A 13755-nucleotide genomic window follows, 5' to 3' on the forward strand; every position below is an offset into this window, starting at 1 on the left:
ATAGGAACGGCGTTCTTGTGGCATAGGCGTCCGCTTAAAAAGGCTAAAAATGGTGTCCACTTAAATTTAGGTGGACACCATCGCCTCAAGCGACGGTGTCAGGAAGGTGTGTTGCCCGGACGGTTACCCTCAAGACGCGCTGTCATCAAGTCTTTGACCAAGCGCTGCCGCACATCTTCATTTAGCCAGGGGTTGCTGCAGCGCCACAGCTGTCCTTTGACTACAAAGTAGCGACCGTCAGATGTCGTCGGATACATCCCTTAAGCTCCTAGGAGGGCACCACTCACGCTCGTCATTTCCTGCCGTCGTCTCAACACGAGGGCTTCTCTCGGGCGGCATCAGTGTGACGAAGTCACAAGCGACATTGAGCGAGGCATTGGCGCTTGTCTCCTACTGACATCACGGAAAGTAATGTCCTCGGTACACGATTGGTGACGACGTGCGATTCGAAGCAGTCCCCACAGCATAGCCAGAGCTATCGCCATCCAAGCGGCGATCATGCTGAAGATTGTCATGGCAAGGCCCATAATTCCTCCACTCCTTGTCGTCTTCTTGCTCTCCTAGTAGATGACCCTATGCCGCCTGCGTGATTCAACTTGATGACGGATAAGGTTGGCTATGAAGCCTGTCTTTTACCTTTAAGTGACGGGCTTAACGATCAAAGGGGACGTTGCGATGGACGACTTGCAGAGTAAGGCAAAACGCGCTTGTTCAAACCGAAACACTGTTATTGGTGTAAAGTGGGGTTAACAATCATGGAGAGATATCTCATGTCCAAACTCGCAGAATTTCGTCAGCTTGAAAAACACTTGGCTGAGCAGCTCCAAGTGCTCGAAGCTCTCAAGGGTGATGCTGGCCTCAAGCAGGAAATTGAATTCGAAATGAAGCTACGTGCCCTTCTTGCCAAGTATGGCTACAGCTTGAGAGACATCGTTAACCTACTTGACCCAAGGGCGGGTCGTCATGCGCCCGCTGCTGAGTCGACGAGCAGCACTCGCAAACCTCGCCAGGTAAAGGTCTACAAAAATGCGGAGACCGGTGAAGTGGTAGAAACCAAAGGCGGCAACCATAAGACGCTGAAAGAATGGAAAGCGAAATTCGGTTCTGACACGGTGGAGTCTTGGCTCGCCAAGTGATGTTGGTTTGAGTACAAGAAAAGGCCCATCAGGGCCTTTTTTTTGTTATCGATATTTAGTCAATCTGAGGGGATTGACATTTCCAGTTACCACTTTAGATCCGTTAAAGCCCCGCTTCCGGATTCCGCCCAAACACTCGGCTGTATTCGGCCTTTGCAGTCTGCTCGGTAAACTCCCCCGACCACTTCGACACCACCACGGTCGCTACGCTATTGCCGATGCTGTTGCAGGTGGCAATGGCCATGACCATGGACATAAAACGGTATACGCCAAACAGTAGGGCGAGGCCTTCCAATGGTAGTACACCAATTGCTGTCACCGTGGCGGTGAACCGACCAAGCTGCCGCCGGACACCGCTGCTGCGCCTTAGGACGTGGCCAGCATGACGGCGCTAGTACGTGCGGTGCTGCAACCGGCAAAACCCCCATTCCCTCAACTAAAGCTAAAAGACTTCCTCCGAACCTATGCAGGATTTCTAGCCGTGTATAGGAATCGCGGCCAATCGTCCGATTTAGCATTCAAACTTGAAGCAACCCGTGGCCTCCGCACATCTCTGCGCTATGGTGAGTTTTCCGACATATAAGACTAAAGTCGTAGGAGGGCGTGGCATGCGTATTCGAGGGAATGTGTTTTGGCAATGGGTTGATCCGGCGCTTCACCATCGAACACACGACGAAACGTTAGACGACGGAACCGTCATTGATGTCCAAGTGAGGCTGTCGCCCTCGGGAAACACGCAGATGTTCATTGGAGTGTATGCAGCGAGCGGCATGGCTTTGCATGAAGAGGCGCTGGATTCCAGGCCAGGTGAATCAATGACTCGTGCTTTAGCATGGGGCGTGGGGTGTGCAAGGCGACTCGCGATTGGTCTCAGACCTACTGAAAGGCATGTTGCCTAGACCCATATCTGCAGCTTGTTGGGGGTGTGGTCGTCATATGAAGTATGTGATCAACCTACTCGATCCACAGAATTGGCCGCCGTCGTGCTCCAGCTGTTGAGTCCATAACCGCAATCTTAAGCCTCGCCCGGTGACGATTTACAACAATCCGCACACCGGCGAAGTCGTCGAAACCAAGGGAGGCAACCAAGACTCTGAAGGAATGGAAAGCTGAGCACGGCTCCGCGACCGTTGAGTCTTGGCTGACCAAGTGAGTTTGGTTTGAGTACAAAAGGGCCTGGGAGGGCCCTTTTTGTTCACGAGTGTCTAAGCCTGTCCACTGACTTATATGCATTCAACAGCGTTGTACTCGTCTGCTGTCACGGCAGCAATTTAGCTTTGACCGCATCCAGTCCAGGTTTTCCGCCCCACGTAGTGACGCCGGCCAGCCAGCTATCTAGAATTTGCGGATTCTGTTTAAGCCAAGTTTTGGCAGCAGCTTCTGGCTCCATCTTGTCGTCTAAGATCGAACCCATGATTTGGTTCTCCATAGCCAAGCTGAAACTCAGATTTTTGAGGAGTTGACCAACGTTCTGGCATTGGTCGACGTAGCCTTTTCGTGTGTTCGTATAGACGGTAGCTTGTCCAAAGTTGGGGCCAAAGAACGCGTCTCCTCCCGTGAGGTATTTCATCTTGAAGCGAGTGTTCATAGGATGGGGTTCCCAAGCTAAAAACACGATGGCGGACTTGCGTCGTTGCGCTCGCTCGACCTGGGATAGCATGCCGGCTTCACTGGAAGCGACAACCGTGAAACCAGCGTCTTTCAAACCGAAGGCGTTTTCGTCGATGGCCTTGAGTACTGCGGCGTTGCCTCCATCACCCGCTTCGAGGCCGTAGATTTTGCTGCCCAATTCGTCTTTGAATTTGACGATGTCGGAAAAGTCTTTCAAGCCTCGTTCCCAAAGCTCCTGAGGCACGGCCAGCGTATATTTAGCGTTTTCCAAGTTTGCGCGGACAGTATCGACTTTTCCTGCCTCCCGATAGGGCTTCAAATCCGCTTCCATGGTCGGAATCCAGGTGCCCAGAAAAACATCCAGGTTTCTACCCTCGGCTAATGCTTTGTAGGTAAGCGGGACACCGAGCAGTGTCACTTTGGTCTGGTAGTCGAGGCTCTTCAAAATCGTTGTGGCGACTGCGGTAGTGCTTTGAATATCAGTCCAGCCGGGATCGGAAAGTTTAACAAGACGACACTGCTCAGGTTCGGCAGCAAAAGTTGTGAACGACGCTGTGAGGGAAAACATCAGTAGCATGGGAAGCGAAGCTTTCATGACGCGAGTTCCTCGAAAATGTTGACAATTGGATCGGCAGTTATTGTTATTGCATCGACAGCATTCTTATTTTCTAATTTGTATCTTTCGACTACACCACTCTGGACGCGCCAATCCTTGGTGCAGGTTGTACAAATCGTTCACTTGCTGTTCTGACTGCGCCGCAAAAGGCGCTGAGCGGCCAGCACGTTGGTCGATGTTCATCAATAGTTGCTCGCTGGCCGCAAGCAATTGCGAAGCCTCCGGACGGTATAGATGGTGCACGATATGAAGGCGTTTGTAATCACGATCGATCAGTTGGGTACGTACTTGCACGACATCGTCCAGCTTCGCTTCGAGCAAGTAGTTGATGTGCGCTTCAAGCGTGTAAAGTGTATGCCCGGAAATGGCCCGACTTTTTTCATCCAGACCAATCTTGTCCATCAGCGCGTCGGTGGCGTAGCTGAACAGCAAGAAATAAAATGCGTCTCGTAAGTGACCATTGTAGTCAATCCAGTCCTCGATGATCGGCGTTTCGAAAGTCATCAGTAAGTTGTTCACGGGGGCTCCTCTATAAATGAAGCCAGCCCCACGGCTGGCCGAGAACAGCGTTAAAGATCTAGTTCGAGTGTGTCCGAGATAGCTCGAGAAACGCAGACCATCATTGAGCAGTTTTTCTTCCTTTCCACCTCTGAAAGCACACTGTCTCGATGATCAGGAATGCCAGCCAGCACGCGGGTTTCACAAGACGCGCAGGTACCCTCACGACACGAGTTTTCGACGATGACACCTTGAATTTCGAGCATTTCGAGGATTGATTTATCCGGTGGAACGTCAAAGCTTTTTCCGCTCTTCGCCAATTTGACGGTGAAGCTCTGCGCACGAATGGGCGTCGTCGGTTCCTTGGGGGTAAACCATTCGAAATGAACCTGTTCCGATGGAAATGATTTTGCTGCAGCCTCGACAGCCAGCATCAACGGGGTAGGGCCACAGGTGTAGAAATGACTGGTGAGCGGCTGCTGAACAAGGGCACTGACAACATCAAATAATCCACCGGCTTCGTTATCGGCGTGTAGCGTGACCCGGTCGCCATACTCCGCTAACTCTTCAAGAAAAGCGGCACGTTGACGATTGCGTACCAGGTAATACAAATGCCATGCACGTTGATTGGCTTCGCACCACTTGATCATTGAGAGAATCGGCGTGATGCCGATTCCGCCGGCGAAGAAAACATGCCTTGGAGCATCCTCCGCGAGCGGGAAGTTGTTGCGCGGTGGTGTGACTGTAATCAGGTCGCCGACCCGCAGAAATTGATGAACATGGCGAGATCCACCTCTACTTGTGGGGGAAAGGCCTACGCCCACTCGATAACGATCGCGTTCCCGAGAGTCGTTGCAAAGGGAATACTGGCGGATCCCGCCCTCGGCCAGATGCAGCTCTATGTGTGCTCCAGGGGTGAAGCCTGGTAGTTCGCCACCGGAAGGTGCACGCAGTTCAACGACCATCGCGCCTTTCGCTTCAGCAGCGAGATCGACAACACGCAGAGTGAGATGATCTGCTGACATAAATACCTCGTATTACCCAAGTTCAACAAAAGGCTGGCGTCCTGTCCACATGGTGAAAGGACGCCCAAGCCTGCGCGTCCTCTCTCCATCCTCATCTGTGATCGTTATGCCCGACGCAGACTTGCAGTTGTTTTCAGCATTGCGGTAATCAATGCGTCGCGAGCGTTGGAAAGGTCTGCTTGAGAACTACCTTGTGACTCCTCGTTGACACCTTCAACGAGCAGGGCGGCGGTCTCAGCGTCGAGTCGTGGATTACCGAGGTCATCCCACCAGCGGTGAAAGCTTTCGGTGTACTTTTCACAGAACGATTCCAGTCCACCAGGGCCACCACCCAGGTTGAACAGCATCGTCGGCCCCATCGCCGCCCAGCGCAGTCCCGGGCCCGCCCAGACTGCCGTATCGACATCCTTAACGCTGGCGGCGCCAATCTGTACTAAGTGAATAGCCTCGCGCCACAGCGCGGCTTGAAGCCGGTTGGCGACGTGACCGGGTACTTCGCGGTTGACGCGAATGGTCACTTTTCCCACCAAGTCATAGAACTTTTCGGCGTGCTCCAGTACGCCTGTGGCGGTTTGGTCATTACCCATCAGTTCAACGAGTGGAATGAGGTGTGGTGGATTGAACGGGTGGCCCAAAATGAAGTGGGACGGGTTTTTCCATCCTGCTTGCATTTCGCTGAGAGGCAGGCCCGATGCGGAGGATGCGACGATTGCGCCAGTCTTGAGCACCGGCTCGATTTCCGCGTACAGAGCATGCTTGATCTTGATGCGCTCAGGAACGCTTTCCTGAATGAAGTCGGCTGACTTTACGGCCTCGGCAGCAGTTGCATGAAAACTCAGCTCTCCAGGTGCACCGGCTTTTACCAAACCCAACTCAGTCAGCGTTGGCCATGCCGTTTTTACATAGTCACGTACAAAAGTTTCCATGCCCTCGGCAGGGTCAAAAACTGCTACGTTTCGCCCGGAGGCCAAAAAAAGCGCCGTCCAGCTCGCCCCAATTACGCCGGCACCCAGTACAGCAACGTTTTGGAAATCGCTCATTAGAATAACCTCGGTTGAAGCGGGGAAGCAGTGGTCAAACCACCATCGACTACGATGCATTGGCCCGTGACAAAACCGGCCTGCTCAGATGCGAGCCAGGCCACCATATTTGCAACATCCTCCGGCTTACCGAATCGACCCGCCGCGTGACGGGCGAGCGCGTCGGCCTTCGCCAATGACGGGTTTTTAGCGAGGGCGAAGCCGTCCTCTGCCATGGCCGTCATGATCCAGCCAGGGCAAACAGCGTTGCAGCGCACCCGTGGCCCGTGATCAACGGCAATGGAGCGGGTGAGGCCATGAACGAAAGCTTTCGAGGCGTTGTACACGGCCATGGAAGGGTCAGCATTCAGGCCGGAGATCGAACCGACGTTGACGATGACACCACCGTCTTTTTCCATACCCGGCAGGATTGCCCGACACATGTTGAACGTGCCCTTGGCATTGACACCCATGACCAGATCCCAATCGTCATCGGAGGTACCAACGACGGTTTTCTCCACTTGTACGCCGGCGTTGTTGATGAGCACTGTCGGTTCGCCGAGCAGCTTTCGGGTTTCCGACACAACTCGATTGGCGTCTTCGGTTTTGGAAACATCTGCCTGAACCCAGGCAACCTGGGTATCGAGATCTTCAGGACGAGGGCCTCGACCGCATGTCAGAACACGAGCACCTTGCTGTAGAAACCGTTCAACAATCGCGCGCCCAATACCTCGGCTGCCGCCTGTCACAATTATGATGTCTTTATTCATAGCTATTACTCGTGAGCAAACATGACGTGGCGAATCGAGGTGTAGGCATCGAGTGCGAAGACCGACATATCGCAACCGTGGCCTGAACCTTTCATAGCCGCCCATGGCATTTCTGGCGTAGCGACGCCATGGGTGTTGACCCAGGTAAATCCATAACGAAGACGAGCTGTCGCTGCCATGGCTCTTCCGCTATCACGCGTCCAGACCGAAGAGGCAAGTCCGTAGCGTCCGTTGTTAGCGATCTGGATTGGGTCTTCATCCTCGGCAAATCGAGACACCGAAATAACGGGGCCGAAGACTTCGTTGGTCGCAATTTCGGCATAGTTGTCAACGTGAGCGATCACCGTTGGGCGATAGAAGAAGCCGGGGCCTGGCAACATTTCCCCACCGGCGACTACTTCGGCGTAACTGCGAGCTCGATCTACAAAACCTGCAACGGTCATCCGATGTTGCTCGCTCACCAGCGGGCCCATTTCAGTTCCGGCGGCGCGAGGACTACCGACCTGAATGCTCGATACTGCATTAGCAAGTTCAGCCACCACCCGGTCGTAGATAGAGGCTGCGACGATCAGACGGCAAGGCTGTGCGCAGTCTTGGCCTGCGTTAAAGAATGCAGTTGCGCGCAAGGTGGCGACTAGCTTGTCGATGTCCGCATCGGCATAGACAATTACTGGTGCCTTCCCGCCCAGTTCGACATGAACCTGCCGCATTTCCTGCGCAGCTGCTCGCATCGCCGCGCTACCCGTAGCGGGTGACCCTGTGATGCTTACTCCTTCAATCCCAGCAGCATTGATAAGACGATCACCGATGAACGCTCCCTTGCCATGAACGATATTGATTACGCCTTGAGGAACACGCTCGTTAATGAGTTCAGCCAGGCGCAGCGTGGACAGTGGCGTAATTTCAGCGGGCTTAAGGATTACGGTACAGCCCGCTGCCAATGGGGCTGCAATTTTCCAGGCGGCCATCATCAATGGATAATTCCAAGGAGCGATAGCTGCCACTGGCCCAAGTGGGTCGCGGCGGATCATGCTGGTGTGTCCGGTAACGTATTCGCCTGCTGAAACACCAGACAATGTTCGGGCAGCACCCGCGAAAAAACGGAATGTGTCCACCGTTAAGGGGACTTCATCGGTGAGTGCAGAAGGCCAGGGTTTACCCACGTTTAGGCTTTCAAGGGAGGCCAGCTCTTCGGCGTTTGTTTCAATGATCTCAGCGATATCGAGCAGGAGGGCTGCGCGTTCTGCCGGTGTCGTGGTTGAAAAATGAGTAAACGCTTCTACTGCGCTGCATACTGCGGCGTCGACCTGCTCGGTACTCGCCTGCGGTACATGGGCGATTGTTTCGCCTGTGGCAGGATCGACGATCGCCGTGATGGAGGCTTCGCCCTTCACGAGTTCGCCATTAATCAGCATTTTGGTGTGCATGTTGTTTCTCCGGCAGCGATCAGAGGTTGACCTTTTCGCTGCCCTTGAGGCCGAGACGTGCTCTTGCTTCAGTAGGCGTTGCGATGTTGAGTCCCAGATTCTCGATAATCGAACGAATCTTGAGAACCTGTTCGGCGTTGCTTTTCGCTTTCTCGCCGCGACCTATGTAGAGGCTATCCTCCAGACCGACCCGCACGTTTCCGCCTAACAGTGCGGCTTGAGTGGCGAACTGAATTTGATTTTTTCCTGCGGCCAGAACTGACCACTCGTAGTTTTTACCGAACAGCTTTTGCGCCACCGTATGCATGTGCATAAGGTTATCCAGATCCGCGCCGACTCCTCCTAATACGCCGAACACGATCTGGATCAGGAAGGGTGGTTTGACCCATCCTTGGTCGATGATCCAGGCCAGATTGTAGAGGTGGCCCAGGTCGTAGCACTCGAATTCAAAGCGGGTTCCGTGGCCGTCCCCGAGTTCTTTGACGATGTATTCGATGTCCGCGAAGGTGTTGCGGAAGATGAAATCGCGTGTGCTGTCCAGGAAGGCTGGTTCCCAATCGTGCTTCCAGTTCGAGTATTTGTCCTTCATCGGGAAAATGCCGAAGTTCATTGAGCCAACGTTCAGCGATGCCATCTCCGGACTCACGCTCAATGCAGCCCGCAGTCGCTCCTCACGACTCATGCCCAGGCCTCCGCCTGTGGACACGTTGAGTACTGCATCGCTTTGACGACTGATCTGGCCCATGAAGTCCTGGAATAATTCAGGACGAGGATCAGGCTTGCCCGTCTCGGGGTTACGCGCATGAAGGTGAATGATCGATGCCCCTGCCTTAGCCGCCTCAATCGAAGATTCGGCAATCTCCTGCGGGGTGATAGGCAGGTACTCGGACATGGTCGGGGTATGTACGCCACCGGTGGTGGCGCAGGTGATGATCACGGATTTAGGCATGATGGGGCTCACAATTTCATCTGTTGGACTTGAGCGGTCAGGCCGCCATCGAGTATCCACAACTGACCGCTTGCGTAGCGCGCCTCGTCGCCCGCCAGCCAGTTCACAAGATTTGCGACATCGTCGGGCGTGCCATAGCGGCGAATTGGATGAACGCCCCGTACTGCACTTTCAAGGCTCTCGATGTCGCCGTGATCCTTGAAAAAGCTACGCAGCATTGGCGTGTCGATGTATCCCGGGCATATCGCATTGACTCGAATACCTTCTGGGCCATGATCACAGGCCATGGCGCGAGTGAGAGCATGCACTGCGCCTTTACTGGCGCAATATGCCGCCAATCCCGGATCGGCAATAAAGCCGTCGTAAGAGCCAAAGTTGATGACGCTTGCACCGCTGCTTTTGCGCAGAAGAGGTAATGCGTGTTTGGATGTGAGAAAAGTGCCGGTGACATTTACCGCGAAGACACGATTCCATACCTCCAGGCTGGTGTGCTCGATGGTTTCTTCAACTTCGATACCGGCCGCATTGATCAGGATGTCGAGCCGTCCATGGGCTTGCTCTACGTGCTGCATCGCGGCTTGCGCCTGGGTTTCGTCACTTACATCAAGGCGCAAAAACTCGGCGCCTTCAGCTAAATCGCCCTGCTTGAGATCCGCCGCGTACACAGTCGCGCCTTCTCTCACCAAGCGCGCACAGATCGCTCGACCTATCCCGCCACATCCCCCTGTAATGAAGGCCACTTTTCCTTTAAGTGTAAGAGTCATTGTTGTACCCCTTGAGCGTATGCTTCTAGAACCAAGCCATGGAAATGGTGAAGAGCGTGTTCGGATTTTCCGGAGCCGTTGGGATCGGTTACAATTCGGCCTTGCTCGAAAGCAGGTGTCCTCATGCCACGCTGGACGTTTTCGACCAACGAAATATCTTCGACTTGCAGAACTTCATCGAGATACCGGATGGCTTCCCGCTCCATCTCGTCGGTTTCCGGCGTTTCAAGGAAAAAGTCGTAGGTTTCGAGCGTCAGGTCAGGGCCGACAGGAATGATGTGCAGTACGATCATCGAGCTGCGTCCTGGGTAGCGCATCAGGCACGTGTTGGGCCACAGCCACCACACTGCATGGGTACGAACTTTGGCTTTGGAGGTATCGTAGGCGGTGTTTTGGCCTTTCCCAGCCTCTGCCATATGGCTGGAGTAAATCCCGTGGGTGTCGACCTTGTAGGTGTCCATATCCACCAGCGTGCAAAAATCTTTGTGCGCTGTCGGGCAGTGGTAACACTCGAGGAAGTTATCGACAACGTTCTTCCAATTGGATTTGATTTCGTAGGTCAGGCGATGGCCGAAGGTCAGGCCATCAATGTCCGGGGCCCAGTGCAGAATTTCCTTTTTCAAGTCGCCCGACTGTTCACTCAGCGTTCGAGCATTTGCATCCAGGTTGACGTAGATGAACCCGCAGAACTCCTCGACTTGAATCGGGCTCAGATGAATCTCGCTTTTATCGAAATCCTTGAGCCCGCCAACATGAGGAGCTGCGGCCAGCTGTCCGTTCAAGCCATAGCACCAGGAGTGGTAAGGGCAAATGATGCGGTTTACCTTGCCTTCCCCGGAGAGCACGGGATGAGCGCGATGTTTGCAAACGTTATAGAAGGCTCTCAGTACACCATCATGATCGCGAACCACGGCAACCGGATTGCCGGCGATTTCTGTGGTGGTGTAGGTGCCAGGCTCCCGAACTTTTTCGATATGGCAGACCCACTGCCAGGATTTGGCGAGGATTTGCTGTTCGTCCAGTTTGAACCATAGAGGGTCAACGTAAGCCTCTGAACGCAATGACTGAGAGACGAGTGGGTCTGGGTGGTAGCCTCTGGAGATTTCCTCCAGTTGTTCTTTTGTTATTACTTCAGACATGTCAGCGGCCCTCGATAATCAACGGTATTGAAGTTGTGTCCTTCATTTCGTGATTTGATAGTGGTGCTTGGCCGGGCGGAGGAATGTTCAAAGCTGGACGCGAAATGTCCTTTTTTAGCCACTGTCGCTAATGGATATGAGCGATCAGAAATCGACATTTTCAGCGCTCACGAGCAACCTGATTGATAGTGAGTTTGCTGGAGCCTGTAGTGGAAAAGGCGGAATGAAGAAGAGCGTGAAGTGGCTGACGGTTAGGTCAGGGCGTTACCTGATGCATCGGCCATGCACGAAAATCGAAGGGGATGCGTCCTTCGAGACGGTCGCATCTCGGCGTCAAGCCGAATCGTAGGCGATAGGCTTTACTAAAGTGCGACTGATTGGAAAAGCCGGAAGCGATGGCAATTTCCGTTAGTGACAATCCAGTTTGTGTCACCAGACCACGAGCGCGATCCAAACGGATGTCGCGGTAATAGGTGGCAGGGGTTTTATGGACTATCTGCCTGAAAAGTCGGTCGAGGTGGCGTTGAGAAATGGAGATCTGCTGGCAGATGGCAGGAATGCTCACTGCCTCTTCAAGGTTTGCCTCCATGATCTTGATTGCTTGCTTAACCACATCTGGCACTGTACTGCCCAGTGGTTGCGGTGCATCGGGGTTCTGCTGTATTCCATGGGGCCGCAGGCTCTGGTGGAACAGGTAGCGAGCCGTCTCATTAGTCAGAGTATCGCCATGGATATTGCGAATGATGTGCAAGGCGAAATCTAATGATGCGGCGCCGCCACAGCATGTGATCCTCTTATCGTCGAACACGAACATGTCTTCGCAGATATCGACGTCAGGATAAAGCTCGCGCAATGCATCAATATGCTCGTAGTGTCCGGTAGCCCGCTTGCCATTCAATAGCCCTGCCTCGGCCAGGATGAACGTGCCTGTATCCAGAGCTCCTAGAGTACTGCCTGCTCTCGCCCAGCTACGTAGCGCCGCATGAAGGCTAGGGCTATTTTGTGCCTCTGGTGCCCAACTGGATGACACGATAACGAGATCTTTTGGAATCTTTTGAAATTCAGCCAATGCCTTTGTCTGAATACTCATGCCATTGCTGGCGACAATGGGCCCACCAGTAGTCGATGCAATTTCCCACTGAAATCGAGAATGACCGCTGAGGTAATTCGCCACCCGAAATGGATCTATGAACGCGGTTGTTGCGGCAAGATTGTAATGTGGGCAAACGATAATAAGCAGTGTGAAAGGTATGTCGAAATTGGTTGGCATGCATGATCACCCCAGGAGTTCTTCAGTGTTTTATATCGTGGACTCATGAGGCGTTTCAATCTGCGATGGGTTGTCACGTCCAGCATCGTTTCCAGCGTTGAATCCAATCCTCTCAGCTGCAGCCTTGCCCAAGCGCATGCGGTTACGTTTGCTTGGTATTGCAATGTCACATATACCGCATGCCGTACGATAGCTCTACAAGCTCGAACCAATCGAAAAGACTCAGTCGATTTTTACATTCATCATGATTTTGGCAGTGAAAGCCTTCACGCGTCCTAGATTGCTGGGGCCGTGCTCATTGATAACAATCAAGTAGAAACCAAATCCGGCCCCGGGCACTTCGGCGTTCTAACTGGTTGTTCGCGGGGTCGGTGCACAGCGGAAAACGGGTGGCGGCGATCATGAAATTGATCCAGTCATGCGCTCATGAATAGGCATGATACGTATGCGTATCTGGACGACGAGCTGACGCTTTTGCAGAAGCAGCGGGCAAGTAAATTTACGGCCTTTCTGCACCGCATAAGTGGAGGCTCGTTTAATTAGGAAAGGTGTGTTCCAGAAAAACTTACGTTCAACCAACCTTCGAGGCTAGGTGTCTGAGGACGTACTGGCAGACCGTCAAATCCAAATGCGCACCGCCAGTATTTTTGTACAACGTAATGTCTTCTGGCTGGCGAAGTGCTGCGCGTGACTGGCAAATCTCAAAGAGATCCGCCTGAATTGATTCTTCACTGATCACGCCTGCGCGCAACGGAATCTGGAAGTCACCTGAGTTTAACGCCCCTTTGCGATCATCCACATAGAGCCTAGCGCTACCCACCAACTGCGCATCGGCTTCTTGCATGTCAGACCTGAAGCCACCCACCAAATCAACATGGGTGCCTGGCTGAACAAGTCGTCCTTTTATCAGTGGAATCGTCGAAGCTGTTGCTGAGGCAATGATATCAGCATGTCCTACTGCCTCATCCAGGTCACAGACTAAGGTGACATCAATACGCCGTGCCCGAAGCTGCGCGGCAAACGACTCTAGTTTTGAGGATGTCCTGTTCCACAACATCACTTTTCGAATACCCGGCCGGATATGCAGATAAGCCTCGGTTAGCGCCCGTGCAACGGGCCCCGCACCCAGCACCAGCAAGTTACTGCTGTCCTGACGGCTCAGACGTTCCCCTGCGAGGGCTGAATCCCCGGCGGTCTTCCAGGCCGTGATAGCCGGCCCATCGCAGATTGCAACAATTGCCTTGGTGTGCTCGTCGATGACGACGAACGCAGCCTGCTCAACCGGCAAGGGCAACGTGGCTTTCAAATTACCCGGACATATAGAAGCTATCTTCACGCCTGCGCCGAAGCCCGGCAAGATCACCCCCCTGCTGAACAGACCGTACTCGCTGTCACCCAGAAGGTAGTCATCAATAAAAGGACGTGCGCCCAAATGCACTTGCCGCAAGGCACCCAATACTCCGGGCCAATCCAGAACAGCATTGATCTGTTCAGCAGAAACCAGTTTCATCCAGATAATACTCCCTTCAGT

The 13755-nt window shown here is 53.5% G+C and carries 13 protein-coding genes and 3 pseudogenes; 4 read left to right on the top strand and 12 right to left on the bottom strand.

Features of this window, described 5'->3' with window-relative positions; genetic code table 11:
* Nucleotides 1-770 precede the first annotated feature (770 nt).
* Nucleotides 771-1136 carry a histone-like nucleoid-structuring protein, MvaT/MvaU family gene (locus tag F8N96_RS33735; RefSeq protein ID WP_150801468.1) on the top strand — a complete coding sequence of 122 codons (366 nt, stop codon included), beginning with the start codon at nt 771-773 and terminating at the stop codon, nt 1134-1136.
* A 103-nt stretch (nt 1137-1239) separates the two neighbouring features.
* Here F8N96_RS33735 and F8N96_RS33740 read toward each other — a convergent pair.
* Nucleotides 1240-1526: pseudogene (locus tag F8N96_RS33740) on the bottom strand (cation:dicarboxylate symporter family transporter); the annotation flags it as partial.
* 218 nt (nt 1527-1744) lie between these two features.
* On the opposite strand from F8N96_RS33740, the gene F8N96_RS35645 reads away from it, so the two are divergent.
* Nucleotides 1745-2035 carry a hypothetical protein gene (locus tag F8N96_RS35645; RefSeq protein WP_150787867.1) on the top strand — a complete coding sequence of 97 codons (291 nt, stop codon included), beginning with the start codon at nt 1745-1747 and terminating at the stop codon, nt 2033-2035.
* Nucleotides 2036-2063: 28 nt separating this feature from the next.
* A pseudogene (locus tag F8N96_RS35975) lies at nt 2064-2289 on the top strand (histone-like nucleoid-structuring protein, MvaT/MvaU family); the annotation flags it as partial.
* A 105-nt stretch (nt 2290-2394) separates the two neighbouring features.
* Here the strand turns inward: F8N96_RS35975 and F8N96_RS33755 are convergent.
* From F8N96_RS33755 to F8N96_RS33800, 10 genes are all read right to left on the bottom strand, one after another.
* Nucleotides 2395-3342, bottom strand: a complete 948-nt coding sequence (locus F8N96_RS33755; RefSeq protein ID WP_150801469.1) for a choline ABC transporter substrate-binding protein — start codon at nt 3340-3342, stop codon at nt 2395-2397.
* Nucleotides 3343-3408: 66 nt separating this feature from the next.
* Nucleotides 3409-3882, bottom strand: a complete 474-nt coding sequence (locus tag F8N96_RS33760; RefSeq protein WP_412071838.1) for a thioesterase family protein — start codon at nt 3880-3882, stop codon at nt 3409-3411.
* Nucleotides 3883-3932: 50 nt separating this feature from the next.
* On the bottom strand, nt 3933-4886 hold the full coding sequence (locus tag F8N96_RS33765) for a PDR/VanB family oxidoreductase (protein WP_150801470.1): 954 nt from the start codon (nt 4884-4886) through the stop codon (nt 3933-3935).
* A gap of 104 nt (nt 4887-4990) precedes the next feature.
* Nucleotides 4991-5926 (bottom strand): 3-hydroxyacyl-CoA dehydrogenase NAD-binding domain-containing protein, encoded by a 936-nt coding sequence (locus F8N96_RS33770; protein WP_150801471.1) that lies wholly within the window; start codon nt 5924-5926, stop codon nt 4991-4993.
* On the bottom strand, nt 5926-6675 hold the full coding sequence (locus F8N96_RS33775; RefSeq protein ID WP_150801472.1) for an SDR family NAD(P)-dependent oxidoreductase: 750 nt from the start codon (nt 6673-6675) through the stop codon (nt 5926-5928). Before F8N96_RS33775 ends, F8N96_RS33770 begins: the two co-directional genes overlap by 1 nt.
* Before the next feature lie 5 nt (nt 6676-6680).
* The gene (locus tag F8N96_RS33780) at nt 6681-8102 is read right to left on the bottom strand and encodes an aminobutyraldehyde dehydrogenase (protein WP_150801473.1); all 1422 of its coding nucleotides are present in this window, start codon (nt 8100-8102) and stop codon (nt 6681-6683) included.
* A gap of 19 nt (nt 8103-8121) precedes the next feature.
* A complete protein-coding gene (locus F8N96_RS33785; protein WP_150801474.1) occupies nt 8122-9051 on the bottom strand; it encodes a 3-keto-5-aminohexanoate cleavage protein in 930 nt (309 codons plus the stop codon).
* 8 nt (nt 9052-9059) lie between these two features.
* On the bottom strand, nt 9060-9815 hold the full coding sequence (locus F8N96_RS33790) for an SDR family NAD(P)-dependent oxidoreductase (RefSeq protein WP_150801475.1): 756 nt from the start codon (nt 9813-9815) through the stop codon (nt 9060-9062).
* Complete coding sequence (locus F8N96_RS33795) at nt 9812-10954, bottom strand: aromatic ring-hydroxylating oxygenase subunit alpha (protein WP_150801476.1); 1143 nt, start codon at nt 10952-10954, stop codon at nt 9812-9814. The genes F8N96_RS33790 and F8N96_RS33795 overlap by 4 nt, the downstream gene beginning before the upstream one ends.
* A gap of 256 nt (nt 10955-11210) precedes the next feature.
* A complete protein-coding gene (locus F8N96_RS33800) occupies nt 11211-12224 on the bottom strand; it encodes a GlxA family transcriptional regulator (RefSeq protein WP_150801477.1) in 1014 nt (337 codons plus the stop codon).
* Nucleotides 12225-12509: 285 nt separating this feature from the next.
* Between F8N96_RS33800 and F8N96_RS33810 the strand changes: the two are divergent.
* A pseudogene (locus F8N96_RS33810) lies at nt 12510-12763 on the top strand (IS66 family transposase); the annotation flags it as partial.
* Nucleotides 12764-12795: 32 nt separating this feature from the next.
* Here the strand turns inward: F8N96_RS33810 and F8N96_RS33815 are convergent.
* Complete coding sequence (locus tag F8N96_RS33815; protein WP_150801478.1) at nt 12796-13734, bottom strand: ornithine cyclodeaminase family protein; 939 nt, start codon at nt 13732-13734, stop codon at nt 12796-12798.
* Nucleotides 13735-13755: the final 21 nt, after the last annotated feature.

Source organism: Pseudomonas fluorescens (assembly GCF_902497855.1).
GTDB lineage: Bacteria > Pseudomonadota > Gammaproteobacteria > Pseudomonadales > Pseudomonadaceae > Aquipseudomonas > Aquipseudomonas fluorescens_BI.